The organism is Microbulbifer maximicatervae (SeqCode) (genome assembly GCF_052468155.1).
In genome coordinates this window covers 4,041,399-4,068,397 of the sequence record NZ_CP174335.1, presented here as the reverse complement: position 1 = coordinate 4,068,397, position 26,999 = coordinate 4,041,399, and the positions used below count along the sequence as shown (strand labels likewise).

25 protein-coding genes are annotated in these 26,999 nt (G+C 50.0%); 17 read left to right on the top strand and 8 right to left on the bottom strand.

The annotated features are described in order from the left end of the window. The 3 genes from ACJJIY_RS17325 to murI all read right to left on the bottom strand — a co-directional run bounded on the left by ACJJIY_RS17325 (position 1) and on the right by murI (position 7,087). Positions 1-3,459, bottom strand: a complete 3,459-nt coding sequence (locus ACJJIY_RS17325) for a UvrD-helicase domain-containing protein (RefSeq protein WP_445358482.1) — start codon at positions 3,457-3,459, stop codon at positions 1-3. Continuing rightward, entirely contained in the window at positions 3,456-6,155 is a 2,700-nt protein-coding gene (locus tag ACJJIY_RS17320) for a PD-(D/E)XK nuclease family protein (RefSeq protein ID WP_445358481.1), read from the bottom strand. The genes ACJJIY_RS17325 and ACJJIY_RS17320 overlap by 4 nt, the downstream gene beginning before the upstream one ends. Positions 6,156-6,253: 98 nt before the next feature. Next, entirely contained in the window at positions 6,254-7,087 is an 834-nt protein-coding gene (gene murI / locus ACJJIY_RS17315) for a glutamate racemase (RefSeq protein WP_445358480.1), read from the bottom strand. Between the two features lie 155 nt (positions 7,088-7,242). Here murI and ACJJIY_RS17310 point away from each other — a divergent pair, with 155 nt between their 5' ends. The 9 genes from ACJJIY_RS17310 to ACJJIY_RS17270 all read left to right on the top strand — a co-directional run bounded on the left by ACJJIY_RS17310 (position 7,243) and on the right by ACJJIY_RS17270 (position 14,205). Further along, positions 7,243-8,721, top strand: coding sequence for a DNA recombination protein RmuC (locus tag ACJJIY_RS17310; RefSeq protein ID WP_445358479.1), 1,479 nt, complete (start codon positions 7,243-7,245; stop codon positions 8,719-8,721). Between the two features lie 6 nt (positions 8,722-8,727). Continuing rightward, on the top strand, positions 8,728-9,657 hold the full coding sequence (locus ACJJIY_RS17305) for an AEC family transporter (RefSeq protein WP_444897109.1): 930 nt from the start codon (positions 8,728-8,730) through the stop codon (positions 9,655-9,657). Then, positions 9,657-10,121 carry a DUF2489 domain-containing protein gene (locus tag ACJJIY_RS17300; RefSeq protein ID WP_413665600.1) on the top strand — a complete coding sequence of 155 codons (465 nt, stop codon included), beginning with the start codon at positions 9,657-9,659 and terminating at the stop codon, positions 10,119-10,121. Before ACJJIY_RS17305 ends, ACJJIY_RS17300 begins: the two co-directional genes overlap by 1 nt. A 232-nt stretch (positions 10,122-10,353) precedes the next feature. Beyond that, positions 10,354-10,707 (top strand): hypothetical protein, encoded by a 354-nt coding sequence (locus ACJJIY_RS17295; protein WP_445358478.1) that lies wholly within the window; start codon positions 10,354-10,356, stop codon positions 10,705-10,707. An 861-nt stretch (positions 10,708-11,568) separates the two neighbouring features. Then, complete coding sequence (locus ACJJIY_RS17290) at positions 11,569-12,027, top strand: hypothetical protein (RefSeq protein ID WP_444905421.1); 459 nt, start codon at positions 11,569-11,571, stop codon at positions 12,025-12,027. A 204-nt stretch (positions 12,028-12,231) separates the two neighbouring features. Further along, positions 12,232-12,633, top strand: a complete 402-nt coding sequence (locus ACJJIY_RS17285) for a hypothetical protein (RefSeq protein WP_444905420.1) — start codon at positions 12,232-12,234, stop codon at positions 12,631-12,633. Between the two features lie 87 nt (positions 12,634-12,720). Continuing rightward, positions 12,721-12,978, top strand: a complete 258-nt coding sequence (locus ACJJIY_RS17280) for a hypothetical protein (RefSeq protein ID WP_444905419.1) — start codon at positions 12,721-12,723, stop codon at positions 12,976-12,978. Between the two features lie 132 nt (positions 12,979-13,110). Further along, complete coding sequence (locus ACJJIY_RS17275; protein WP_445358477.1) at positions 13,111-13,650, top strand: hypothetical protein; 540 nt, start codon at positions 13,111-13,113, stop codon at positions 13,648-13,650. A gap of 81 nt (positions 13,651-13,731) precedes the next feature. Continuing rightward, positions 13,732-14,205: a hypothetical protein gene (locus tag ACJJIY_RS17270; RefSeq protein WP_413665609.1), complete on the top strand. Its 474-nt coding sequence runs from the start codon at positions 13,732-13,734 to the stop codon at positions 14,203-14,205. A gap of 437 nt (positions 14,206-14,642) precedes the next feature. On the opposite strand, the gene ACJJIY_RS17265 is transcribed toward ACJJIY_RS17270, so the two are convergent. Further along, positions 14,643-15,329 carry a sterol desaturase family protein gene (locus ACJJIY_RS17265; protein WP_445358476.1) on the bottom strand — a complete coding sequence of 229 codons (687 nt, stop codon included), beginning with the start codon at positions 15,327-15,329 and terminating at the stop codon, positions 14,643-14,645. A 119-nt stretch (positions 15,330-15,448) separates the two neighbouring features. On the opposite strand from ACJJIY_RS17265, the gene ACJJIY_RS17260 reads away from it, so the two are divergent. The 3 genes from ACJJIY_RS17260 to ACJJIY_RS17250 all read left to right on the top strand — a co-directional run bounded on the left by ACJJIY_RS17260 (position 15,449) and on the right by ACJJIY_RS17250 (position 18,122). Then, a complete protein-coding gene (locus ACJJIY_RS17260; protein WP_445358475.1) occupies positions 15,449-16,360 on the top strand; it encodes a LysR substrate-binding domain-containing protein in 912 nt (303 codons plus the stop codon). A gap of 209 nt (positions 16,361-16,569) precedes the next feature. Continuing rightward, positions 16,570-17,217 carry a signal peptidase I gene (lepB, locus tag ACJJIY_RS17255; protein WP_413665612.1) on the top strand — a complete coding sequence of 216 codons (648 nt, stop codon included), beginning with the start codon at positions 16,570-16,572 and terminating at the stop codon, positions 17,215-17,217. Between the two features lie 101 nt (positions 17,218-17,318). Continuing rightward, complete coding sequence (locus tag ACJJIY_RS17250; RefSeq protein ID WP_445358474.1) at positions 17,319-18,122, top strand: amidohydrolase family protein; 804 nt, start codon at positions 17,319-17,321, stop codon at positions 18,120-18,122. Positions 18,123-18,191: 69 nt separating this feature from the next. Here the strand turns inward: ACJJIY_RS17250 and ACJJIY_RS17245 are convergent, their stop codons facing one another. From ACJJIY_RS17245 to phhA, 3 genes are all read right to left on the bottom strand, one after another. Next, positions 18,192-19,361: a cation:proton antiporter domain-containing protein gene (locus tag ACJJIY_RS17245; protein ID WP_444897120.1), complete on the bottom strand. Its 1,170-nt coding sequence runs from the start codon at positions 19,359-19,361 to the stop codon at positions 18,192-18,194. Positions 19,362-19,457: 96 nt separating this feature from the next. Next, complete coding sequence (locus tag ACJJIY_RS17240; RefSeq protein ID WP_108733441.1) at positions 19,458-19,928, bottom strand: Lrp/AsnC family transcriptional regulator; 471 nt, start codon at positions 19,926-19,928, stop codon at positions 19,458-19,460. Between the two features lie 268 nt (positions 19,929-20,196). Beyond that, positions 20,197-21,000, bottom strand: a complete 804-nt coding sequence (phhA, locus tag ACJJIY_RS17235; RefSeq protein WP_108733440.1) for a phenylalanine 4-monooxygenase — start codon at positions 20,998-21,000, stop codon at positions 20,197-20,199. Positions 21,001-21,112: 112 nt separating this feature from the next. Between phhA and ACJJIY_RS17230 the strand changes: the two genes are divergently transcribed. Next, the gene (locus ACJJIY_RS17230) at positions 21,113-22,624 is read left to right on the top strand and encodes a TyrR/PhhR family helix-turn-helix DNA-binding protein (RefSeq protein ID WP_445358473.1); all 1,512 of its coding nucleotides are present in this window, start codon (positions 21,113-21,115) and stop codon (positions 22,622-22,624) included. A gap of 5 nt (positions 22,625-22,629) precedes the next feature. Here the strand turns inward: ACJJIY_RS17230 and ACJJIY_RS17225 are convergent, their stop codons facing one another. Continuing rightward, positions 22,630-22,947: an Mpo1-like protein gene (locus tag ACJJIY_RS17225; RefSeq protein WP_444897123.1), complete on the bottom strand. Its 318-nt coding sequence runs from the start codon at positions 22,945-22,947 to the stop codon at positions 22,630-22,632. Positions 22,948-23,087: 140 nt separating this feature from the next. Here ACJJIY_RS17225 and ACJJIY_RS17220 point away from each other — a divergent pair, with 140 nt between their 5' ends. The 4 genes from ACJJIY_RS17220 (at position 23,088) to ACJJIY_RS17205 (ending at position 26,813) form a co-directional block, all read left to right on the top strand. Further along, positions 23,088-24,311 (top strand): CaiB/BaiF CoA transferase family protein, encoded by a 1,224-nt coding sequence (locus tag ACJJIY_RS17220; protein WP_445358472.1) that lies wholly within the window; start codon positions 23,088-23,090, stop codon positions 24,309-24,311. 65 nt (positions 24,312-24,376) lie between these two features. Further along, positions 24,377-24,742, top strand: a complete 366-nt coding sequence (locus tag ACJJIY_RS17215; protein WP_444905410.1) for a VOC family protein — start codon at positions 24,377-24,379, stop codon at positions 24,740-24,742. A gap of 295 nt (positions 24,743-25,037) precedes the next feature. Then, positions 25,038-25,925, top strand: a complete 888-nt coding sequence (locus ACJJIY_RS17210) for an AraC family transcriptional regulator (protein ID WP_445358471.1) — start codon at positions 25,038-25,040, stop codon at positions 25,923-25,925. 504 nt (positions 25,926-26,429) lie between these two features. Further along, positions 26,430-26,813 (top strand): hypothetical protein, encoded by a 384-nt coding sequence (locus tag ACJJIY_RS17205; protein WP_413665620.1) that lies wholly within the window; start codon positions 26,430-26,432, stop codon positions 26,811-26,813. The last annotated feature ends 186 nt before the right edge of the window (positions 26,814-26,999 follow it).

Below are 26,999 nucleotides of genomic sequence, written 5' to 3'. Positions count from 1 at the left end.
CTACCCCAACTCCACCAACCTCTGCATCAACGGAAAATACAGAGCACACCGAATATTCCGCTCTCCCCGCGCATAAAAGAGCTTGCGGTAATTCTCCAACTGATTCCGATACTGCTCCAGCTGAGCCGCAATAAATTCCTCCTGGCTTTCTTCACCACTGGGCTCTGCGGTTTTGTAGTCGACAATCCAGCGGGTACCTTCGTTGTCGATAAAGGTGCGGTCCACAATGGAGCGCCTTAGCTGTCGGCCGCCGCTGTGGAGTTCCAGTTCGCAGGCGGATTCCCTTAGTGAGCCGTCCAATAGCCAGCGGCCGGTGGGGCAGTTGAGGCTGTTGCGTACGGCGATCTCCACTTTCTCAGCAGCGCGGTCCAGGCTGGTGGCGGATAGTCCCAGTTGTTTCAGGCGCAGTTGCCATAGGGGGCGTTGGGCTTCCAGTTTACTGGGTGTCCAGTCGTTAATATTGGTCTCGGCAATAGTGGCGAGGGTTTCGTGGGCTACGGTGCCGGCGTGTTTGAGCCAGCGCAGGGCTACCTGGCCCAGCTCGGGAATATTGTCTTCTTCCTCAGTTTTGGGTTGGTAGTCTGGCATACGGTACTGGGCCAGCCATTCCTGCCGGGGCATGGCTTGGGGTTGCCATTGGCTGGGCAGGCGCAGTAGGTAGTCGTGATCTCTGCTGGCTTCGTCCTGGTTTAGCAGGGGTTCTTCCGCTTCCAGCCAGTGGCACCAGTCGCTTTCCTGGTGGTGCAAAACACTGGGCCAGATACCGGCGAGTAGGGCGGCGCTGCCGGGGGCTTTTAGGTGGCCCTTTTTTTCATCCCGGTTGATGCAGGCCAAAAGATGCAGCGAGCGGATGGCGCGGGTGCAGCCTACATACAACAGGCGGGTGCCTTCCAGGCGTTCGCGTTCGCTGTTGTCGTGCTTCAGGTATTCAAAAACCGGGTCGCGGCCGCCGCGCGCATTTTTGGGAGCGAGCAGAAAGCGGCTTTCGCCTTCGCGGTTGAGCCATTCGCTCCAGCGCAGCAGTTGGTCGCTGCCGGGTTTGCCGCCTTGGTCCAGGCCTGGGATCAGTACGTGTTCGAACTCCAGCCCTTTGGATTTGTGAATGGTCATCACCTGCACTTTGGCATCTTGGGCGGGGCGGGCGTAGAGCTGTTCCAGGGCCAGGGTGAATTGTTGCCAGTCAGTAATGGCTCCGCCGGTATCGAAGGCTTCTAATAATTGTAGAAAATCCTGCACATTATTCAGGTCGGATTTTTGCGCTACCGTGGCGGGGCCGCCCAGTTTCAGCCAGAGGCCTTCAATCCAGGTGCGTAGGGGTTTGCGGCCGCGCTGTTGCCAGGCGTGCAGCAGTTTGGGGGCCACTTGGGCCAGGCGCGTGCGCCCTTCGTCGCTGAGCAGGGCGATATCGTCTACTTCTTGCAAGGCCATTAATAATGGGCGCGCGCTGGTGTCGGTTACGGTGATATCCCCATTGCCCCAGTTGGCCAGGGTGTAAAGGTCTGGCAGTTGCAGTCCGCACCAGGGGGCGCGAAGTACGGCCAGCCAGCTGATTCGATCGCTGGGGTCGAGCAGGGCGCGGGTGAGGCTGAGTAAATCCAACACCACCATTTTACTGGCGAGTGGCGCCAGCTCTGGTGCCTGGAAGGCGATATTGGCTGCGCTTAGGGCCGGCAGAATCTTTTGTAGATGCTTTTTCTTACGCACCAGAATGGCGATACGGCTCTTCGGATCTTGCGCTTGTAATTGCTGCACCAGTTCAACTGCTTGGGTGGCTTCGCGGTTGCGGTCTTCGTCATCGATGCAGCCGTAAAAGTTCACCGAGGGCTCGGCCCATTTGCTGCCTTTAAACGCTTCGGATTGCAGATAGCGCACGGCGCCGCGACCGATATTGTCCGCTTGCGGAAAGGCCCTTTGGAAAGTCTCGTTGACCCAGTTCACCACTGCGCTTTCGGAGCGGAAATTTACTTGTAGGTCGAGGGTTTCCAGGGGGACTTCACCGATACCGCGTTTGCGTGCATCCAGGAAAATACCCACGTTGGCATTGCGGAAGCCGTAACAGGATTGCATGCCGTCGCCGACAATAAATAGGGTGCGGCCGTCTCCCTGTTGCCAGCCGGCAGTGAGTTTTTCCAGCAGTTGTAGCTGGGTGTGGGAGGTGTCCTGGAACTCGTCCACCAGAATATGCTGGGTTTGCAGGTCCAGTTTTAGGGCCAGGTCTGTGGGGTTATCGCTATCGCCCAGGGCGATCAGTGCGGCTTGGGCCACTTCGGTATAGTCGGTGGCGCCCAGTTGCTGGAAGACCAGCTTTAATTCTGCGACTAACTTGGGCAGTACCTGGGCGAGCCCTTGCAGCAGTTGCCATTGGCTCTGTTGCAGTCCGCTGGGGAGCTTGCCTACTTCTCGCAGTGCGGAGAGCAGTGGTTCGTTGCCGGCCAGTTCTGCCAGCAGGTCTTTCATGCGCTGTTTGTATTCTTCGGCGATGGGGCGCTCGGGATCTTTTTTATCCGGCAGGCCAAAACCGAGTTTTTTATTGATGCCGCCGCCTTTGCGCAGATCACCGGTGGTGGTGAGGAGCAGGCTGCCGAGGGCGAGCCAGGCGGGCAGACCGCTGCTGTCTGTGCTGGGGAAGTCGTCCAGTTCGGCGAAGAGGCACAGGCCGTGGCTGGGGTTTTCCTTTTGTAAATTGCCGCCGGCATAGCTGGCTAGCTCCAGCAGTTCCCCGGCGTAACTGCCGAGGGCTGTGGTGAGGTCTTGCAGCTTTTCTGTCACCAGTTCGTCGATAACAAAATGGAAATAGTCCTGGGCGCCATCGAAGTTAACGCTCAAAAGTGGGCCGAGCCATTGCTCGCGCTTATCCAGCAAAATACGCAGCAGTTTATTGAGCTGGCCCAGGTCGTTGTCCAGGTGGAGCAGTAGTTGCTGTAGGTCTGCGTCTGGGGTTTCGCCATCGAGATGTTTGAGCAAGTTCACCACCGCCAGCTCAAAGGCGATTTGGGTGCGTTCCAGGGGTTCACCCGGTGCGCCCAGGCCGCTTTCGATCGGCAGTTGGCTGGCGAGGCTGCGGCAGAGGCCGTCGATGGTTTGAATACGCAGGCGCTGGGGTGTTTGCAGTAGTTCCCATTCCAGTTCGCGATCCCGCTCCAGCAGGGCGCGGGCTAAATCCCAGGTGATGGCATCGTGGGGATTATCTGGCCGGGCTTGGTCGCGGGCGCTGTGCAGGGCGTCGATTAGGCGCTCGCGCATTTCACCGGCGGCTTTGCGGGTGAAGGTAATGGCCAACACTTCTTCCGGTTGCTGGCAGGCGGCGAGCAACTTTAAAACGCGCTGGGTGAGCAGACCGGTTTTACCGGAGCCCGCCGGGGCAGATACGGCAAAGCTGCGGCTGATATCCAGGGCTTGGCTGCGGGCGTCGGCATCGATGGGTCGGCGCAGGGCGGGAGTGGTCACGACTTCGTTCATTCGGTTATTTGCTCCCTTTCCGGCCAGCGGTTTAGGGGCCAGAGTTCACTGTTGTTATCGGTGGGGCGATCAAAGGCGAGGGTGGCTACACCACTACGATATTCGGTGGCGAGGGATTCCAGGCTGTAGCGCCAGTGCTCCACCAGATTGCTCCAGGTGCCGTAGGGGGATTCTTTTTCGGTATCGCCCACGGCTTTAATGCCGGTAATGGGGTGCTCCAGGTCTCCGCAGCCATTCCATTTGCAGTCGCCGTTGCGCACCTGGCCGAAGGCGATGGCGTGGGCGTCCGGTTGGAAGAGGGCGTAGAGCGGTAGCTGGGGTTCACGGATACGCTGGGTAAGCCAGTCGCGAATACTGGGGACGCCGGTTTTGTAATCGATTACCAGTTGTTCGCCGCTGGCGAGTTGGTCCAGCCGGTCCAGGCGCAGGTTAAAGTGCAGCCCGCCGATTTCCACGGCTTGTTCCCATTCGACTTTTTCTACGGAGAAATTGGGCCTGTCCAGTTCGACGGACAGCCATTGTTGCAGCAGGCGCTCCAGGCGCTGCTTTTCCATGGCCCAAAATCCGATCGGCAGGTGATTATATTTTTTGCGCACACTGCCGAGGGACCGTTCCACCGCGCGCTCGATTTGCGCTTGGCGTTGCTCGTCGTCCATGGCTTGTAGTTGTGCGAGGGTGCCGCACTGTTGCCAGAATTCCGCCAGCACCTGGTGCACCACATTACCGCGCTCGGCGGGGCCGAGGCCGATATCCGGTTGGGTAAAACTGCTGGCGCCGAGGCGGAAGCGCAACTGCGCATTTAATGGGGACAGGGCCTGGGCCTTGAGCACCGAGGCACCGCCGCGCACCCGCTCGCATTCGGCGGGGGTGAGTGACGGTAGCTTTTTGTCTTCGATTTTTTCCAGCTGGCAGGCTTGCGCCAGTTGGCTGTAGTGATTGTGCAGGGCGCCTTCGGCAAAGTGCTGGGCTTGTTGCGGGCTTTCAAACAAGCTGCTCAGTCCCTGCTGCACACCGTCTTCTTCACAGGTGTAACTCACGACGATATCGCCGCTGGCATTCTGCAGGTCGGCGGTGAGTTCTCGGGCCAGTTCCAATTCCCGCTCAGCGCTGGCGCGGGGCATCTTCCAGTGTTTTTGCCATTGAATTGGCAGCAGCGGATTGGGTGCCGGTGCCGGCGGCCACTGTTGTTGGCCGAAGCCGACCAGGCGAAGGTGATCGAAAGCGAGGCCGCCGGCTTCCAGTACCCCGAGTATTTGCATAGGGCCATCGCGGGTTTCCGCCTGGAAGGGGGTGCGGCTGGCAATCTGACGCAGCAATTGCAGGGCCTGGGTGAGAGTAAGGTTGCCGCCGCAGGCGCTGAGTGCGGCGAACTCTTCCAGGATGGACTCCCATTGCATCAGCTGCTGGTATTCCTGGCTGTCCGGGTTGCGGCTGCCGGGCCAATTTAATGCGCTAAGTGTTTCGGAAAAGCGCGCGGCCCAAATTTCAGCGGGCGCTCGCTGCCAGCGCCGGGCGCGTTCGGCCATTTGTTCCAGCTGGCGGGGCAGTTGCCGCGATTCCAAATGGAGGACTTCTGCGGTGCGCTCGGCCCAGTAGCGCAGGGTTGCGCCGTCGATGCGGCGCAGTTCCAGTTTTTGTAAGCGGCGGAATAGGGCGCTGCGCAGCCAGGTTTCACTGTCGTCACCCCAGAAGGGGCTGAACAGGATATTTTGCAATTGAGGGTAATCCCATTCGTCTTGCAGTAGCGATAGCAATTGCAGCGCAGCGCTGCCGACTGGTGTTTGCGCCAGGGGCGTGCCGGCGGAGAAGTTAAACGGCAGTGTGTAGCGCGGTTGCTGCGGGTCCAGGTATTGAGGTTCGAGCACGCGGGAAAATACCGCTTCCACCTGGGCGCGGCACTGGCCCAGATTATTCACCACTATGCCAACGCTGTGGCCGGGGTTTCCGGCGAGCTTTTGCCCGGCCCAAAGGGCTGCCTGATAAAGCTCTTCATCCAAATTGGCGCAGGCGGCTACGGATAGTTCACTCTGCTGGGTGATTCCCGGCCTTTCATTTACAGCTGCGGCACCTGCGTGAATCAGGGCATTGGCGAGGGGCGAAATCTGGGCAAAGCCGGCGGTATCAATTTGCGGCAGGGGTTCCAGAATGCCTTCCTGGAATGCGCGTAGGATCAATTGATCACGCTGATCTGGTGTGATAACACTGTGGGCCTGAAGCTCAGCAGCAAAGGCCTTGATCATGGCGCACAGCGGCAGTTCGTCGCTGCGCATAGAGAGTGCGAACTGCTCCAAAAGCGGAGTCAGCGCTTCATCTATTTGCGAGAGATCGGAAATCAGCTGCCATTGGAGCAGCTGCGCCAGGGCGCTATCGGCATCCCGGCACAGTTGCTGGCTGTTGAGCAGTTGCCGATCCAGGGATTCATCCAGGGCGCGCTGCCAGAGTAACTGCCGTTGCTCGCGATTCAATACCTGTTGCAAGGCGGGCTGCCAGTTGCGCTGTTGCAGCTGGAACCAGAGTTTGTCCAGCCAGCTGCGCAGGGATTCCACCGGCGGCGGCATCCAGCAGGCACCGGGCGACTGCTGCGCGGCAAACACCTGTTGGCAGCGGTTGCGCAAACGGTTGTTGGGGGTGAGCAGCAGTCCTCCGGGAGGCAGCTGCGCAAATATTTCGAGAGCGGGAAATGCCGGCTTCAGCATGAATTCGGGTACCGGTTAGGGCTTGTTATTCGGGGAACGGTCGCGGTTTGTGACGGAGCTGTCAACCCAAGTGCGCAGTTCTCATCATTTTGGCGATCTTAGGTGTTGGGTTCGAGGGGTTCAGCAACTGGGGCGAACTCGCTGAAGGCCCGTTCTATATTGCCGGTTAGGTCAACCGTGCTGGTGATCAGGCGGCCAGTGTTTGGGGTATCCGGCAGCATCAGCTCGAGTTCTTCCAGCCACCAGCGCACTCGCCGGGCGATGGCTTCGCCGGAATCCAGCCATTGGATTGAGCGAGGGGCGAACTGGTCCAGTTCTTCCCGCAGCAGGGGAAAGTGGGTGCAGGCCAATACGGCAATATCCACTTGGTCACCGCCGGCGGTGTGGAATACGCGGTGCAAGACCGGCTCCAAATCCTCTGCGGTGATGGCTTCGCCGCGCAGTTTGCTCTCCGCCAGATGCACCAACTCCGGTGCGGGCACATTAATTACCCGGTTGCCGTTGGCAAATTGCTCGATAAGCTCTCGTGTGTAGCGGCGATTAACGGTGCCTTCAGTGGCAATCAGGGCAATGGTGCGGGAACGGCTGGCGGCAGCGGCGGGTTTCACAGCGGGCACAACGCCCACTACGGGTTTCTTCAGTGATTCGCGCAGCTGGGGTAGGGCCAGGGTGCTGGCGGTGTTGCAGCCCACCACTAAAATATCGGCACCGCAGTGCTCCATCATGGCTTGGGCCTGCTGGACGATGCGGGGGCGCAATTCCTCTTCGCTTTTATTGCCGTAGGGGTAAAAGCCGTTGTCCACACCCAGGTGTAAGGTCAGGCCCGGCATCAGGCGGCGGATCTCCCGCGCAATGCTGACGGCGCCCACGCCGGAATCAAAGATCAGGGCGCTGGGGGCTGGGCTATCTTGGTGGGCGCTGTGTTTGTGCATGCGTTCTGGAGTACCAACATCGAAACCAATCCTCCAAGAATACCTAAAACCCCGTAAAAATTCCCGCTGGGTCTTCTCGGGCGCAAACCTATCCCTTGTTACTGAGGTTATCGGCCGGGCTGGCGCGGGGTACTTTCCAGGGGCAAGCTGGTAGAATGGCGCCTTCGCTTGGGCTATTTCCCGGGCAGGCCAGCGGGCGAGGCCCCTGGCAAAATCCTGATTTATCCATCTCTTTCCAGGTCTGGGAGTACCACTCTATGCCAGCGTTTCCGCTGCAATTGAATGCCGATCATGCGGTGATGGCGGCTGTAGCCATCTTGTTTCTGTTGGGCTTGGTGTTTTGGTTGGCGCGAGCCAGTAGCCGCCGCGCTTTATTGCAAAGCGAAGCCGCTTTGCAGGTGGCTCAGGCGCGTATCGATAGCAGCCGCGAGCGGGAATCCCAACTTGGGGTTGAGGTGGAATCCCTGCGTACCGAGCTGGCGGACAAGCTCCAGCAGCTCACCCGTAGTCAGGTGCTGGTAGAAAAAGGGGAGGCGGCCCTGGCGGAGCAGCGCAAGCTGATGGAGCAAATGCGTATTGCCATGGGTGAGCAGTTCGAGAATCTGGCCAACCGGATTTTTGAAGAAAAGCAGCAGAGCTTCGTGCGCCGCAGTGAAGACAGCCTGCGCAAAAGTCTCGACCCGCTGGAACGCCAGCTGGGGGATTTCCGTAAACGAGTAGAACATGTCTACGATCGCGAAAATGCCGAGCGCAACAGCCTGCTCGGGCAGATTAAAGCGTTGCGCGAGCAAACCCAGCGCATCAGTGATGAGGCCCTGAACCTGACTTCGGCCCTGAAAGGAGATCGCAAGATCCAGGGTAACTGGGGTGAAGTAGTGCTGGAGCGCTTGCTGGAGGAGTCCGGCTTGCAGAAGGGTCGCGAATACGAAACGCAAGTCACGCTGACGAGTGATGGCCGCAGGCGCCAGCCGGATGTGATTGTGCGCCTGCCGGAAAACAAAGACCTGATTATCGATTCCAAGGTCTCCCTGGTGGATTACGAGCGCTACAGCTCGGCGGAAACCGATGAGGAGCGCACCCAAGCCCTGAAACAGCATGTGAATTCCCTGCGCGCCCATATCACCGGCCTTAACAAGAAAGCCTACGAGCAGCTGGAGGGTGTGCGCACCCTGGATTTCGTCTTTATTTTCGTGCCCATTGAGGCTGCGTATATGTTGGCTATGCAAGCGGACCCGGACCTGTTCCGTTTCGCGTATGAGAAGCAAATTGTCCTGGTGAGCCCCACCAGCCTGATGGCGACCCTCCGCACCGTCGAGAATATCTGGCGCTATGAGAAACAAAACAAGAACGCGGAAAAAATCGCCGACGAAGCCGGCAAGCTGCACGATCAGTTTGCTATGGTGCTGGAGTCACTGGATGTTCTTGGTGACCGCCTGCGCCAAGCGGATGACGCTTACCAGCAGACCTACAAGCGGCTGGCGACAGGGCGTGGTAATGCGGTGAAGCGTATTGATAGTCTGCGTAAGCTTGGTGCTAAAACACGCAAACAAATATCCGCCCAGCTCCGTGACAGGGCTGAGGATTCAGGACAAATGGCGCTTCCTCAGGAAGAGGGAGTTGCTGCGGAAGACTAATTCCCTATGGAAAATATTTCCTTTGCTCTGCTAGTTACAGGCCCGATCTTTTTGATGATTATCGGTGGATACTTGCTTACCAGGCAGGGCATGTTGCATAAATCCTTTATCGATGACGCAACGGTGCTGGTTTTCAACGTGATGCTGCCTGCACTGTTGTTCGATAGTATTTATTCATCGAATGCAAAACCCTCAGAAGAGATCCCCCTTTTAACAGCGGGAATTTTGGGTACCTTCGCGATAATCCCCATATCTTGGCTGATGGCTCGGCCCGTTACTGTGAAGGATCGCAGTGCGTTTATCCAGGGTGCATTTCGTGGAAACGTTGCCATTGTGGGGCTCGCCTGGGTTGAGAAGGCGTTTGGTGAGTCGGGCGTTTCTCACTCGGCAGTGCTGGTTGCAGCGTTGACGATTCAGTTCAATGTGTTCGCAGTAATACTTTTTGTTTTTTACAACGAAGAGAAGAAATTCAGCCTGGGCTTGTTGCTGAAGGAGTTGGCAAAGAACCCATTAATCATCGGGGTATTCCTGGCAATTTTGTGCCGGGTGCTGGATATCAAAGTGCCACAAATGGTGCTTGATACCGTTAAAATACTGGGTTCTGCAAGTTTACCAATGGGGCTGATTTGCATTGGTGCGAGTATGAAGCTAGGCCAGCTACTGCGTAGCTCGCCAACAGCGCTGACCTCCTCAGTGCTCAAGTTATTAGGAGTACCAATACTCTCAGTGCTGATTGGTTGGGCCCTGGGTATGAGTCCGACCTATTTGGGCTATTTAATGCTGATCACTGGCTCGCCTTGCGCGATATCGGCCTTTGTGATGGCTCATACCATGGGTGGTAATAGCCAATTGGCGGCCAATATTGTTGGTCTTAGTACAGTGCTCTCTGTTATTTCGGCCAGCATCGGGCTGGCGTTACTTAAGGTGTATATTTAATGACTGTGTTTCCTACTTGGCTGCTGATTGTTGCGGCTTTAGTTATCTTCTCCCTGGCGATTGTAGCTGGCTACTATCTGCGCAAATTATCGATTGCACAGAAGAAGCAGGCCGCGCAGCTAGCTGAGTTAGAACAGGCCGCAGAGGATCAGCGACAAAGAGTAAATGACAGTATTCAGATTATTGCTCGCACGCTATTGGATGATGGAGTCGGGCTTACCGAAGCGTCGATTCGTATTCGCGTTCTTTTGGATGCACTTCAGGTAGAAGATAAAGTGCGTGAAGAGTTTGTGGCCTTTTACACCATCGCAGAGAAAACCAGTCATATCCCAATTCTCAAAGACTGGAAAGAGCTGCCGCGTAAAGAACAGTTCAAATATGAGTTGGAGATGGCGCAAGTAGAGGCGGACTATAAGGATTTTGCGATGGATGCCGCCAAGCGGATTTTGGGGCGTTCTTTTTAGTACTGAGTCATTTCCTGTTTGCGGGTGGCGTTTTGGATCAGCGGGTAGGGGGCTGCCTGCTGATTGAAGAGTATCGTATCGCCAGCTTTCCTCCTGGCCCCTTCATATCACTTACCCCTCGCCTGCCCACTTTTTGAATGTTATAAATATCGACTTATAGCATTGTTTTTATCGAGTTAGCTACCTGCCTAACCATTACCCCTTCAACTAGCTTCGAATAGAAGCCTGACTTATGACGGAAGAAGTTGGATCGAGAGAGGATCGGTACTGGAAGTATATTTATTCCAGCAAGCTGAGAGTTAAGCGACGAGTGCTGCGAATGGAGCGGCTGGCAGCGAGGAGACTTAGTCTGCTGCTGGTTAAGGAAAGATCACTTGATGATTGGCGCTTTGCGACCAGTCTTGAATTTCTACTTACTTGGAAGCTAAAAACAGGATGCTGCCCTGATATCATGTGGTGTGATGAGGTTGAGTTCGAAGATATACATATTGCTGGTAAGAGAGCTATTCGCTTCAGCGGCTCAGCATGGATAGGTCCTGAAGGAGCTGATAATGTTTTCCAGGTGCCTTTGGAGGCTTATATCTAGCTAAAACCGAGTGGTAAAAAAATCAAGACTTATCATTTTAGGGTTAACTATGGTGGGTATTATTTTGACCTGAAAAGACCCTAACCGATATAGTCACTGAGGTGACAATTATAAATAAATAGATATGGCAGGTGCGACGTGGTTTGTGTGAGCATGCGCAGGAATCAGAGAGTCAATAACTGCATAAGTATGAGAGTAGATAAGCGAACTATATCGGGCAGGTATGAAAAACTTTACTATTGTATTTCCAGAATACTGTTTGAAAATGATATAGAAGGTATCAACTTCGGGATAAATCAAGATGAATATGAGTCAGAAGTTGGGACAATATTACCACCGCCTACATGAAGCTGAAACGATAGAAGATATTCAGCAGGTGTTATTAGAAGAGTTCAGTTATTGGTTTGGCTGCGATAGGGATCATATTTTTTGATTGGATATTGTTTGGTAGCTATCGGATGGTGAGATGATAATTATAATTAGAGTTATACGTGCCGCTATAGGTTTATTTGGCATTAGCCAAGCTGTTGGAATCTTTCAATTTTCTCCCGATGGTATGAGCGTGGTTGTAGGGGTGGATGAGCTTATTCTGAGACTTGCTGTTTTGCTTGTATGTCTCACGTTATTTTTACTTTCGAGGCGAATGATAAATCATCTGTATCGATTGAAGCGTAATAATGATAAGGTTTGTATAACTTCCTTGTGGAGTTTGTAGTTGTTTGGTTGCTAGAGTTTATCACGATAAATTCCTGTAATATTAAATGGGCTTGTCTGAGGTTAAGTGGAATGTGAGTGCTCGCTGGGAGACGGCGTAATCCACACCGAAAGATAATGTTTAGAGTTAAATGCGCGTAGAGTAGTATGGGAAACATGAAGAAGATATCAGGATCTACATTCTATTTTAAGAAAATTTTTCCAAGTATATGGTTTGGTTTCTTGGTGCTTTTTGTGGCTGCCTCTATATCTGGAGGTGCAGTTAAAGATTCGTTTATGTTTTTAGTCATGCCGATTTTTATGGCTGTATTTGGCTTTTTCTTTTTTAAAAAGCTGTTGTGGAGTTTGGCTGATGAAGTATACGATGAGGGAGAATCATTGCTCTTTCAAAAAGGGAGTAAGCGGCAAAGAGTTCAGCTTAAAGATATTATTAATGTCAACTATGCGCAAATGAACGCGCCCGAGAGAATTGTTTTGCAAGTGCGCACGGAGGGGGATATTGGAAAGGAGTTGGCTTTTATTCCCCCAATGAGGCTTAACTTTTTCTCTAAAAGTCCTATTGTTGTAGATTTAATCGATAGGGTTGATCGTGCTAGGGAGGTCTAGCACAGGTTCTGCTATGTGTTTAACAAGGATGGGTTAGATGGTCGGGAAGCTTCGAATGATTCCCGTGCCTTTTGTAAGTAGTGTTGTTGGTTCTTGGGAGAGGGAGCCTCCATGTGTAGGAAGAGGGTTTTAGTTGCTTTAGTGATATCTCTACTTCTTGTTGGTTTTGGTTTCAGCTTTAAGCCACTAATAGAATCGTGGAGTATGCCTGCCAATGCTGGTGAGCATTTGATAAGGTTCGACATAGGTGAGCTGAAAGAAAATCGCTTTGTAATTATAGATAGTGGCTTTGATGGCTATTGGGGGCACTCGTATTTGATTTTAAAGGATAGGGGCGAGGTAAGAGCATTTCTTTTGCTTACACGAGAAAATAGATATCTGATGCCGTCAAAACATCACTTATGGAGTGCTTCCGGTTATTGCCAAAAGCTTCAGATCAAAGATCAAGTGATTTCTTGCGAAGATGAAGATATTTATGATTGGCAGAAAGAGGGCTGGAGGTGGAACTTGAAGGGTGAGAGTCTTTCAGGTGAGTTTGGAGCATTAGAAGTTATAGATTATGCCTATGAAGGGCGTTTCATCGCTATAGGTAAAAGCAGCAGATAAGTCGTGGTCAGACGAGCCTCTTTGCTGTTTCTATCATTTGTGAGAGCGATTAAGGAATGATCAATAGAGCGGGTGTGGGGGCGATGAATGATGCCTAGATATGTTAAGCTGCTTAGCTTAGAGGAACTTGAGCAGCTTTCAACTGAGAGACTTCTTGCCTACCTTTGTAAGCTCCATCAATGTGAAGACTCAGTTGACGCTTCCGATTTTTGCGAGAGTGAGGCTCATATGCCGGGAGTGGTATTTTTTAAAGAATCAGATCAGTGGCGGAGCCAATACAAGTTAGTAAAAGAAATTTTATCGGCAAGGCCTCATATTGATAAGGTGATAAGAGTAAATGGCTAATGGATTTAGGTGCCGAACTGCAGGGTTGAGTCAACTACCGCTGTAAACTTAATCTCTCAAGGGGGGAGTGGAGCTAAAGGCCCTTAGCTGTATTTGCTTGATAAAGAGTTGTGTAGAAATGGAGTGCTATACGTGACAGATGAAGAGTTAATAACATTTATAGGCAAGAGTGTTGTTAATAACTGGGAATATATTGTAGGTATTTATTTTGCGTTACTAAGTGGCGGGGTTGCGTTATCCTGGATGATTTCCAATCTGATCCACAAAAAGGAAATTAAAGTCCTACAGTTAGAGATTACCCATCAAAAAGAAAGGTTTTCTCAATTTGAGTCAATTATGGAGCAGCGGATAGCATCCATCCAGTCAGAGGCTGAAATGCTGCAAAGGAAGATCAGCCTTGCTAGCCCGGCAGTTCCTGCGGCAATGCCACTGAGTGATCCCTTTGCTGATATTGAGCAGAGCGTTAGTCCTGATGTTGATTGTTTAGAATCTATGCAAAGACGGGATATTGAATATCTGGATATCCCTGCGCCTTTGAAGCGGTCAGCTCCACTTGAAGTTCGAGAGAAGGGCTTGGAGAAAGGGGATGTATCTGATTATAAGATGTTGTCCTTATTGGATAAAACTGATGCTGTTAATAGGACCCTCCGGGAAATAGAAGTTCCCTCTTAAGCCCTTACTTTGCTGGTTGGCAGCTTCATTTATAATTGGTGGATGCCTTTAGTAAGTAACGGAATGATTTTAGAGGGATGTATGGAAAAAATTTATAGAAATGGACTCAGTTCACGTGAGTCTGCCAAAAAAATCTTAACTGTCAATCTTGGTGTTATAGGTATTGCATTACTAGTTGCTCTTATCTTTACGCGTATGTTTGGCTCTTCAGCCGAGAGTGGTGAGTCAGATCTTACCTTTTGGACTTTTGTGATTTTAGGTTCTTTAGGTGTTATCGTTTATATATACCTTTCTTTGATACGATTACTTCCACTTGCAGAAATTAATGGAAATACACTAACGGTTTATACCGGAGTCTTTATAAAGAAGACTGTAGACCTTGATAAGGTAGAGAAAATAACGTTTCAATATAGCTCAGAAAAAGATCAAAGGATGAAGGTTAAGTATCCGCGGAAAATTGCAGAAGAGTTTACGATCAAGCAGTCAAATTGTTCAGTTAAGCAACTTTCCGAGTTTATTACCAATCGCTTTGATGTGAATGTTGCCTATACATAGTGGTACGAGCTTCTATGGTCCCTCTATTGCTGGATAAGCCTACAAGGCGGAACACCTTTTGGTGAGGTGTTCTGTCCAGTGTAGGAGGCAACTCAATGCTTAATTATCACAGCTCTTAGTTTCTCAGATTTTATTGTTGAATTTCTTGGCTGGTATAAGAATGCTGGCCAAGTCAACGCTGTATAATGTAATTGTCCTTTTGGTATTTATGGCTCCCTTTTTTCTGGTACGGATGTGCTTTAAATAGAGCAATCAGTTTAGTGGTGCGTTGTCCTGGGGAAAAGTTTGATCTCAAGGTCTTCCATGAGGAGTTTCTAAGTTTTGGTAATGCGCCAGTGCCAATTATCCGAGAGTTAATGCTGGCAAGATTACAGGAAGAAGATCAAGATCAAAGGCAGAACCTAGTGCGTAATAAGGTACAAGTAATCTACAAACTATCAGTCGCGAAAATCGTCAAAGGAATCCTGCGGCTCCCAATAGAAAGTGCCTAATAAAAGATCGAATAGCGGAAAAGTTAAATTGAAATTATAAATTTTCATTAGTTTACGGTGATGATGAATTCTGTGTAAGTGGGCTAACTCACGAAACACTGGCACTTTATGAAACCAGTGACTCTTGGGCTGGTGATAACCGATATGCATTAGCTCATAAGCCAGGTGATTTAATATCATGGTTGCTGCTGTGATATATCCCATATTACCTGAAGCCACCCAGGATAGAAAAAAACCACAAAGTGGTGCCAGAATAAAAGTGATAACAGCTGTTAGATAGATTGGAAACAGTACTATACGCCAATCACGAGTTGACTCAAAAGACAGCAAAGGTGCAGAAAAGAAACTGTGGTGATCGCCAGTATGCCTCTTGTAAAACAGTTTGGTAAATCTCAACTTATTATGCCCAGACCAGCGATGGGCGGCATACTCTACAGCGTTGTAAGCAAGAATTCCCAGTGGAATTATTAGCAGTTCATGCGCCCTCAGCTCACTTATCTGAAAACTACAGTAAATAGCACCGATTAGGCTGATCAGTAGAATACTCCCTAAATGGAACCAGCCGCTATAGCGGCTTTGGGCATAGGCTCTATATTGCTCTCTGAAAGCCGCCGTATCATGCATGTTCGACATATTTCACCTGACTTTTTATAGTATTTACGGTTTTTCATGCTATTGACGATAAATATAATCAGGGACATCATGTATCGTCTAATAAATAATTATTAAATGCATTATTCATCAGGTTGATAATGTCTACGCACCTTAGATCACTGGATTTAAATCTGCTTCCCGTTTTTGAAGCACTTATGATTGAGCGAAACCTGACCAGAGCTGCAGTAAAACTGCATATGAGCCAACCGGCCGTTAGTGCTGCCCTCAAGCGGTTGAGAGCTACTTATGAAGATGAGCTTTTTATACGGACCGCTAGGGGATTGCGCCCCACTGAACGCGCACTGGTACTGCACCCCTCTATTCACCAGGCACTCAACACCGTCCGTTCAGGCTTCCAGCAAACGTCTTTTGATTACCGGAAAGCAGAGCAGGAATTCTCCGTCGTTATGCCCGATGTGGTGGAAACTCTGATGATCCCCGGCTTCTGTAAATGGCTTCGAGAATTTGCACCCGGCATAAGGCTTACTGTACTCCCCGATGAGTCAGAAATGACAGCCAGAATGGTGAGTAATGGGGAAGTAGACTTAATCATTGACTACCTACCTGTCAATTCCCCCAGCTATGTTAACCAGCCTATCGCAGAAGAAGAGCTTGTGGTTATTGTCAGCAAACATAATAAAAATGTGGGTGAGACAATCAGTGAAAAAAAATTCCAATCGCTGCCACAAGTATCCCTATTAAGAGGAAACCCTATGGGCTCTCCAATGGAAAGGCTAGCCAGGCCCAGAAAGTTACAGCGTAATATTTGTTTACGAGTCCCACACCTCTCGTCTTTCCCCTATGTGGTTTGCACAACCGATTTAATTGGCGTTGTACCAGCAAGAATGATGATTTCAAGCTATTATAAAGAGCTTCCCATACGTATGCTCAAACTGCCAATGGCATTTCCAAAGGTAGTGCTTCAGCTCACCTGGCATAAGTCGCAGACAACAAATCCAGCTCATCGATGGCTAAGGGAAAAAATTTTGGAGCTTTATCCGAGTTTATAAACGCTGTGTAATACGAGTGCCCTTTGATATTTATGGCTCCCTTTTAGTACGGATGTGCTGCAAATAGGGTAATCCTTTTCGAACGTTCTGATAAGGATAATGTCCCACCTAATGAAGGCTAGAGGCTGATTTTTTAGTTTTCAGAGGTTCTGTTATTTCTGAGTGATCAGTTGTAAGTGGTGCGTTGCCCTGGGAAAGGAGTTTAGGGAATGAGTGGGTTTAGTTTTAAGGGTGCGGTAAGAAACAACCGCGGTGCAATATTGTTTCTATTTCTTATGTACTTTTTCAAGTCAGCGTATGCCGATTGGTCTCCAGTACCAAGTGGGTCTATGGAGCCTACTATTCATCCTGGTGATTTTTTGTGGGTAGATAAGACGAGCTATGGGCCAAGTTTATTTTTCTTCAATAAGCAAGTTGCTCAATGGGGGAACCCTTCCAGAGGAGATGTTATTACCTTTTTGCCACCTCACACTGATCAACTATATGTGAAGCGTGTAATAGGCGTCCCTGGTGATAGCTTACGTATTGAAGGGGCGAATGTGTTTGTTAATGGAGCTCAGCTTGAGTATCACCTGGAAAGTGGGGTGGGTTCGGACATCCTGGGTAGGGAAGTCATTGATGGCAGGGAGCATCAGTTCAAGCTTAGTGGTAATAAGAAATTGCCATATATTGGGAAGACTATTGAGATCCCTGAAGGTAAGTACTTTGTCATGGGAGATCATCGCAACGATAGCTTGGATTCGAGATATTGGGGCTTGGTTGACCGTGATAGGGTTATGGGCAAAGTTACATCTTTAGCGTTTTCCTTTTCTAAGGAGAGAGATTTCTTTAGTAGTGTGGCGATGCCTCTCAAGTAAATAGCCAATAAATTTTCTTTAAAAGGGTGCAGCTGTTCACTGGTAATACTTGTGCTACCAGAGAATAGAGGGAAGGCTTGCAATAGCAGGGAGTTGCTAACATGAAAGTGATTGATGTTTGGGCCCAGCATCCTACAGAGCGTTTTCTTGCTGAACCTTTCTTTGATACTTTGAAGCGTTGGATGGGGCAGGATTTTAAAGAAGTGCCCCTTGAGTGGACCCTGTCAGCTATGGATATGGCAGATGTGTCCAAGTCATTGATTTCTGCTTGGCATGGGCCGAGCGGAGCCTTGATAAGCAATGATGAAGTACTGGATCTTACTTTAACTCATCCTGACAGGTTTTGCGGTCTGGCATCAGTGGACTTGCGAAAGCCAGTAGAGGCTGTGCAAATCCTGCGCAAGTACGTTTTGGAACATGACTTTAAAGGGTTGCGTATTGTGCAATGGCTCTGGGAGTTGCCTTGTACCCACCCTTTGTATTATCCGCTATATGCGGCTTGTGTTGAGCTGGATGTGCCAGTTTGTTTGCAAGTGGGTCTTACCGGGCCGCTTCGCAGCTCTGATTCTGGCCGTCCTGCTCATATTGAGCGGGTTGCTCTCGATTTTCCTGATCTAAAGATTGTTTGTGGCCATATTGGGTATCCTTGGCACAATGAAATGATCGCTTTTGCGACCAAGTTTCCCAATGTCTACATAGATACTTCTGCTTATAAGCCAAAAAGATACCCCCGCGAGCTGGTTTCATTTATCAAGTCGCACGGTAAGAATAAGGTGATGTTCGGGACTAATTATCCCATGCTGACACCAGAGATGTGCTTAAAGGAAATGCACCTTCTGGAGTTGGATGATGAGGTTGCGGAACTCTTCTTGTATAAAAATGCAGAGAGAGTGTTTAAGCTTTGATCGGCTGTTTGTCACTGTGGTTGATTCTGGCGGTCAACTTAACTGCTCTATTGGAAGAGGCTAAGAGGTTTAGTCTCTTCGCAACTCATCCTTGATTGCAATGGGATTGGGAAAGTTCATCACCACAATGTAAGACGACACCAGGAATGTAAGGATCGCGGTTGCCTGGATCAAATGTGATGCTGCGCTGCCAATCAGGTTTTGCGTATAAGCGAGCAGGGCGATTAATAGGGAAAATTCACTAATTTGCCCAAGTCGAAATCCAATATCCCACGAGAGCACTTTGTGCTCACTGCGATTTCCAAGTAGGAAGTGAAATACAACGGGTTTTATTACCAGAACTGCGGCGGCTGTGACCAGGGCAGGAAGTAGAATTTCGGGCAGCATGGCCAGCTTGAATTGCGCTCCGAGGCTGAAAAAGAACAGGATCAGGAAGAAGTCTCGCAGAGGTTTAAGGCTGAGGGCGATGTACTGTGAAATCCGGCTGGCAGCCAGCGTGATACCACCAATAAATGCGCCGATCTCTCTTGAAAGGCCAACAACTTCCGCCAGCTCTGCCATTCCCATGCACCATCCAAGTGCCATTAAGAATACGTATTCGTGAAAGCGGTCAAAGCGGGTAAAAAGTGGTAATAAAATATATTTTACTATTAGCCAAGCAAAAAGTATCAGCAGTGGTAGCGATCCAAAGGAGAGAGCCAATTGCCAGATCTGTTCATCACCGGTGTTATCACTCAGCAGTACCATTAGGCAGACTATTGCCACAAAGTCCTGAAAAAGAAGAAGTCCCACCATAAGTTCACCCAAGTGCTTGTGGTGAAGTACGGTCGTGGGAAGCAGTTTGATACCGATAATGGTGCTAGAGAACATCAGCGCCATGCCGATTACCCAGGATTCAACGGTAGTAAATCCAAACAGCAAGCCTATGCCAAAGCCAAGGCCGAGGAAGATCGCACAGCTTACAACCCCCACAAATGTAGCTTTGCGCAATACAGCTACCAGCGCTTGAGGCTGCATATCCAGCCCCAATAGGAAGAGCAGGAAGATAATCCCAACGCTGGACATATCGGATAGAAGTCGCAGGTTGTCGATTACTGCAAAGCCGGATGGGCCGAGTAAAACACCGAGAGCGATGTAAGCGACCAGAAGTGGTTGTCGTCCAAAAAGAGCCAGTGAGGCAACAATTGCTGCGCCACTAAAGATCAAGAAAAATGATTGGAAAAGGGAGCTGTCCGCCACAGGCCATCCTTGTGTGTGAGCGAGATTTAACCATTATCCATAGATGTGCGAACAGCTGAAAGGGCTATGTGCCTACCAAGTGGTTGCGCTGAGACTTTACTCACCGGATGGAATCGGTAACTCGGTAGTGCTTTTGATCTGTTCCAAGGCAAAGTTGGAGACAATATCGCTAATGCCGACATGCCGGATTAACTCCTTGTAAAAGCGGTCATAGGCCGTGATATCGCTAACTACCACTCGCAACAGGTAATCGTAGTCGCCTGCCATACGGTAGCAAGCCACTACCTCTGGCAACTGTGCCATATGTTCGGCAAAGTTGTCGGCCCACTCCGGTGTGTGCTGGTCGGTTTTAACCTGGGCAAACACTGAGACCGGAAGTCCTAAAATCTCGGCATTTAGCAAGGCGACTTTGCGTCGAATGATGCCGCTCTTTTCCAGTTTCTGCACCCTGCGCCAGCATGGGGTTTTTGTCAGGCCCACACGCTCCGCCAGCTCCTCGATCGAAAGGCTGACGTCAGATTGCAGAATCGCAAGAAGTTTTCTATCAATCGCGTCAAGTGAGGACATAGTGCTATGCGCTCCCTATAAGGTAGGGGGTTTGTGTCCTTGCGCTGTTTGCATTGCCTCCCTGGCTACCCCTAACGGTATTTGGGCGAGTGGGTGTGGGGGCTATTGGATGAAAGTCATCGAACTACCATCACACCTACTGCAGATACGATAGGCTCAGGGGGAGAGTGCTGGTAGTGGAATTTCCCTAGATGTGCAACGCTTCTGGGGGAGCTTTTTAGCAGAGGTGAGATTGGGCGGAAGTTGGCCGCCCAATCTTGAATGCAGATCAGGCTGCGTCTTTAGGTGGGAAGCGGGGTTCGAATAGTCCCAGCTCAATGGCCTCGCGGACCTTGGCCATCAGGTCAATTTCTGTCAGTTCCTGCAGCTGTTGCAAGCTGTTGAGAACATAGTAAATGGGTTGAACAATATCGATGCGATATGGGGTGCGCAGTGCGGTAACCGCGTCTAAATCGTAGCGCTCTGGTTGGTGACTCAGTGCGTAGAGTGTCTCTTTCGGGGAAGACAGAATGCCGCCACCGTAAATGCGCAAACCATCGTCGGTGTTCAGCAGGCCGAACTCCACTGTAAACCAATAGAGGCGGGCTAAATAGGCGCGCTCTTTAGGCGAGGCTTTAAGGCCCAGTTGTCCGTATTTTTGCGTGAAGTTTGCAAATGCTGGGTTGGTGAGCATGGCGCAGTGGCCAAAAATTTCGTGGAAGATGTCCGGTTCCTGCAGATAATCAAACTCTTCGGGAGTGCGTATAAAGGTAGCAACTGGGAATTTGCGATCCGCTAGAAGACCGAAAAAGGTTTCGAAGCCGATAAGGGCGGGAACCCGGGCGACTTCCCAGCCAGTTTCCCTGCGCAGCACGCTGGAGATTTCCTCGAGCTGGGGGATACGGTCTTTCGGTAGGTCCAACAGCTCCAGGCCGTGCATATATTCATCGCAGGCGCGGCCAGGTAAGACATCCAGTTGGCGTTCAATCAGACGCTGCCAAGTTTGGTGTTCAAGGTCGGTATACTCGATAAAGCCGTCTTCATTGGGCTCACGGGCAACGTACTTGCTTGCCTTCTTTGCTTCTTTCTTCATGAATGTCTCTCCTGCGGCTCGGTAGCTCTCGCTGATTCCCAGTGCCCAGCACCTGCCGCTGAACCTGTTGTTGTTATGTTTCGACCTCTATTTTTAGCCAGGCGTGCCCTTGGTGGGGAGAGGTAGCGGCGAGCTATTGCGTCTTCCGGGGAGTTCAAATTACACTTTCTGTAAACATTTCTTTACAGGTGAGGCTGTGCGGGTAGAGATTACTTGTGCAAATCGTGTCGGCATTTTGCACGAAATAATGCAAATTTTCGGAAAATATCGGATAAATGTGACCTCTGGTGAGCTCGGGGGTGACAGTGGAGATAAGGTCTATCTGATAGCGCCCGGGATGCTTGCCACTCAATACCAGACTATCGAGAAGTCCCTGCACCAGGTTCCTGGAGTTAAGCGGGTGCGGAGGATCTCTCTACTGCCCCTGGAGCGACGTCATTTCGAGTTGGACACTTTGCTGAGTCATGTGACTGATCCGGTTCTTAGTGTGGATCGCGAGGGCAGGGTGGTCGCTGCCAATCTGGCAGCGGCAAGGGCTTTCGGTGTGAGCTTGGACAAGGTGCCTGGTCTACAGCTGCAGAGATTCCTGCCGCTTATGCAGGTTGCAGAATTGCTGCGGGATTTTGCAGTGCCTCGCTACGGACTGCCTCTGGTGGTAAGGGGGCAGAGTTTTCGTGTGGACTGGTCCCCAATCACTCTGGAGGGAAATCCCGGAGCGGTTGACTCACTGGCTGGGGCGGTACTGCGTTTACAGCCTTGGGATAGCAGCGAGTTTGTCACTGAGCTGCCAAGACCGATGGTGTTGTGGGATTTTGATTTGCGTCGAAGGAGTTGCCTCCAGTTACAGGACTTATCTGAACTCAGTGCACCTCTGTTGATACTGGGTGAGCGGGGCACAGGAAAGACAACGTTTGCCTGTGCGGTGCATTACCTCTCCCCATCGGCCTCAAGGGCTGATTGCTATCGAATTATCTCACGTGATGGGACTATGCAGCTGCCTTCACATCTTCGTCGAACGGGTACTTTGATTCTTGAGGATATACATACTCTCAAAACAGAAGCTCAAGTTGATTTATTGAGAAAACTCCGCAATTTGCCGGCATCGCTGAGATTGGTGGCCACCGCTATTAATAGGGAATCTGTTGCGCCGCCACTTGCGCAGCTCTTTTCGTCGTTAGCGATGTCCTTGCCCCCGTTGCGAAATATGCGACCGGCTCTGCCGCGCTATGCCAGTACTTTAATGCGCCAGGAGTCTCCAGAGGCTAGTGAGCTCAATTTTGATAGCGAGGTGATGGAGTTGATCAAACTCCACGACTGGCCGGATAACTTCAACGGCCTCAGGGACTATTTAATGGCCGCATCCAGTCAATGCTTGATTCGAGGGGCGGCGTCGATCAGTTGTGGGGATGTGCCGGATTTAATGGTTAAGGCGGAACTTCCCTGGCGGGACTGGAGCCGTGGACTTACCTATAAGGAAATGATGGAGCAGCTGGAGAGGACGTTGTTGGCGGACATTATCAAAGGTCACTCCTCAACCAGGGAGCTGGCTAAGGAGCTGGGTATTTCTCATACCGCTGTGGCCAACAAATTGCGGAAATACGGCTTGTCGGCCACTAAAAAATAGTTTGTTTAGCGTTCGATTCGCCCGATCAGCATATCTTTAAACATAACAAAGTCTCCGATAAAACTGTAGAACGGATACTTAAAGGTTGCCGGGCGGTTGTTTTCAAAGAAAAAGTGCCCGATCCATGCAAACCCATAGCCCGCGACAGGAGTAACTGCTAGCCACAACATATTGGAAGTTACTACAGCCGCAATTATTGTCGCGAACACCAGACTGGTACCAAAGAAGTGCAGCCGACGACAGGTGAGGTTGCTATGTTCCTGTAAATAGAACGGGTAAAATTCGCGAAAAGATTCAAATTTTTGAGCTTCTATAGCGGCCATGCGGAGCTTCCTTATTTATATTGCGCAGCAAAGTATATGACGAATACCTAACCCGGCCAATCAAAGCGCGGGCGCAAATTATCTGTTAGGCTGCCGCAAAAATATGCGGTTATCCCGCAAGTAAGCGATATGAGGAAGTTATGGCAGGTCCACTCGCACACTTAAAGGTACTCGATTTAAGTCGTATTCTCGCCGGACCCTGGGCTGGGCAGGTATTTGCTGATTTTGGGGCTGAGGTTATTAAAGTAGAGCGCCCGGAACGAGGGGATGACACTCGCCACTGGGGCCCTCCCTACCTAAAGGATGAGAAGGGAAATGACACGGCTGATGCTGCTTACTACCTAAGTGCCAATCGCGGAAAAAAATCAGTTACTGTTGATATCACTACCAAAGATGGCCAGGCCCTGATCAAGGAGATGGCAGCCCGTTGCGATATCCTTCTGGAAAACTACAAAGTAGATGGCCTGAAAAAGTACGGCCTGGATTATGAATCCATCAAGGCAATCAACCCTGGTGTTATCTACTGCTCGATCACAGGTTTTGGGCAAACGGGCCCGTACAAAAATCGAGCAGGCTATGATGCCATGATCCAAGGGATGGGTGGTCTGATGAGTATTACCGGTGTGCCAGAAGGGCAACCGGGTGCGGGCCCGCAAAAGGTGGGGGTGGCCGTAGCCGACCTGATGACAGGGATGTACGCGGTATCTTCTGTATTGGCAGCTGTTGTTCACCGACAGCATACGGGTGTTGGCCAGCATATTGACCTCGCCTTATTGGATACCCAGGTATCCTGGTTGGCTAACCAAGCCCAAAATTACCTTACTTCTGGTAAAAGCCCTGAGCGACAAGGTACCGGCCATCCCAATATAGTCCCCTACCAGGCAGTCCCTTCAAAAGATGGCTATTTTATGTTGGCAGTGGGTAATGATGACCAGTTTAAACGCTTCTGCGGAATCGCGGGCGTAGAAGAACTGGCAGAAAATCCTGCCTACGGGACTAACTCAGCGCGGGTAATGGCCCGTGAAGAATTGGTGCCGCAGATTGAAGCGGCGACTCGTAAGCGCGATTCCGCTTGGTGGCTCCAGCATCTTAGTGATGCTCATGTTCCCTGTGGGCCTATTAATACATTGGAGGAGGTTTTTGCTGATCCTCAAGTACAGGCCCGGGGTATGGTGGTTGAGCAGGATCATCCGGAAGCTGGAAAGGTGAAGACCGTGCGCAACCCTGTAATCTTCTCCGAGTCCGCACTCGACTACACCCAGGCGCCGCCAGTATTGGGTGAGCACACTGAGGAAGTATTGCGAGATTTGCTTGGCAAAAGTGACGAGCAAATAGAAGAGTTGCGGAACAAGAGTATTGTGTAAGTTATAGATAGATGACTTGCTGATAATCAGGCACAAGGATGTGCCTTGTAAATTAGGGAAAACAGATGGAACTCGACCACGTCAATATTACTGCTCCTATGGAAACCCTAAAGCGGGTACGGGACTTCTATGCCCAGGTTCTCGGTCTGACCGAGGGTGAGAGGCCAAATTTCAAGCGTAATGGATTTTGGCTCTATGGCAATGGTAGGGCTATTTTGCATTTAATAGATGGTGAGGTGAGTGGTGACCAGCCTGAGAAACCCTACTTGGATCACATAGCTTTCCGTACAGATGCGCTTGAGCCGGTTAAGCAGCGTCTGGATGCGTTGGGAGTCGCCAATCACCTAATGGATGTGCCCGGACGCAATGTACGGCAATTAGTATTTTTTGATCCAGTTGGGAATAAGGTAGAAGTTAACGCGGTGGTGTAGCAACTTCTTGAGAGGTCTAGACATTCCTGCGAAGCAGCCCTTGACTGTACCGCTCTGCATGCCAGAGGTATCACGGAGTTGTTCAGTGGCTCCTTAAGCTGTTTTATTCCTTTGAGTTTCTTAGGTATAGAAGATTCTTTGTAGAGCATGTTCTTTATAGCCCCTGGATTTAACTTGGTCCCCTGCCAGAGAAGCTATGGCAATCACTTCCGATTTGTTGTTTTCTCTGATTGAAAAGTTGATATGCTTCATGTTTTATTGCAAATGACTAGGTCCCTGATAAAGATAATAATTTATGCCAGATAGTGAAGAATCAGTTGTATTTAAAATACAAGGGAAAATGGTAATTGGTCAGCGTAAATTCAGGGCACCGTTAAGTTATCAAGACCGTTTGGTTGATGAGGCAAGGTTGGTTTACGTTATCAGTGGCTGTTCAACCTTGGTTTGTGGTGATGAAACCCTCACCTTGAGTCCAGGTGCCACTGTGCTAATGAAGACAGATAATTTTATTAATCAGTGGCATGAAGATGGAATAAACAATGAAATTAATTTCATCGGTTTTCGGCTAACGTCAGAGCTATTACAGCGACTCTACCCAAGTGGTATGCCTGATGTCTTTGGTAATAATGGCGAAAGTAGGACTGCTGTTAAGGAGGATAATAAGTCCATTAATCAGCCCCCCTCGGCTGAGCGCCTGCAGGAATCCGTACTGCTCTCCAATTATATGCGTAGCATAATTGACTATATCCAGCAGCCAGAAGTATTCAGTGAGCCACTGGTGGTATTAAAAGTTCGAGAATTAGTAGAGCTTATCCCCAGGATTGATAGTAGTGGAAGAGTCGCGAAGATGTTGGGGCAGTTGTTCATCAGGCAACAACCTAAGCTACAGGAAGTGGTGCAAGCTCACTTATACTCCTCTCTGAAGCTGGCGGATTTAGCTTTTCTATGCCATATGAGCGAGTCAACATTTACTCGTAAATTTAAGCAAGTCTATGGCAGTAGTGCCACGAAATATATTACCTCGAAACGGATGGAGAAAGCACAGCAGCTGATTCTCAATAGCGATCTTAGCCTGACTGAAGTTGCTTTGGAGTGTGGTTTTGATGAGCTTAGTTACTTCTCCCGGGTGTTCAAACAGCACTATCAAGTAGCCCCTTCCCAAATGCGTAAAAAGGCGATTTGACGGATTTGTACAAATCCTTGACTGGATGTTCCAAGTAAAGTGTTGGCTTACTGCTTAATCTAGTCCTTGTCTTAACAGCGTACTTTTCTAACGATATGTCGTTATATTTAAACCCTCTTGTTATTGAGGGGCTAAAGAATGAATACATGCTCATTGCTGGTGCTAATGGTGATGTTGGTTTTACGTTTAGCCCGACGAGCATTAGTTATCGTCCTGGTGGTTTGATTAGAACCCTCCTGGGGCAAACTATAGCTGATACCGCTGAAGACTATAAACCAGTCACTTTTATTACTTGCTCATGTTTGCTGGAAGCCTGAATGCTAATCACTCTGCCCCCTGCGCAATCAAAAATAGTGAGACTTGATACAGTCAATTAGTAGCACTGCTTTGGTCTGTTATCCGGGCTAAGGGCCTCTTGAGGTCTCGCAGAAATGATAAGGAATTTTTCAGGGGATCTTTGAGTTCTCATTCTGTTCATTTAATCAACCAGATGGAATATTTAATATGATTCGTTTCGCACAATTTCTTTCCGGTATATTCGTACTTATATTGGGTTCGGCTGGCTTAGTGACCATGCTTTTCCCGGAAGTTGTTAATGGTCCAGCAGGGTTTGATGCCACAACTAATTACGGTTTCACTAACCTACGTACTCTCGGTGCCCCCACACTTAGCTTAGCGATTATTACGGCAATTGGTGCCTTTCGCAAAGAGTGGTTATTAATACTTCCTGCCTCGATGTACTTTCTATTTAATGGTTCTTCGCGGCTTATTTCTGTATTGGTTGAGGGCTACGAGCCCGTAATGCTGACTGGTTTGGTGGTGACATTTACACTATTTATTCTGTCTCAGGTGGCTGTGTACAACTTCCGTCGTGCAGCTTTGACGTAGGTTTAGAAAATGTAGGGTGTTGGCGGTGTTTACTGTAAATATCACACCGCCTCTCTTTCAGAACGTCGTAGAAATGAGGTTGACGCTATGGAAATTGTGTACTTGATTGATGGTGAGGTAAGTGCTGCGTTGCTTCCGTAGGTTTTTGTATTCCATTTCCTGAAACGAAAGCAACCAGCTCTAAGT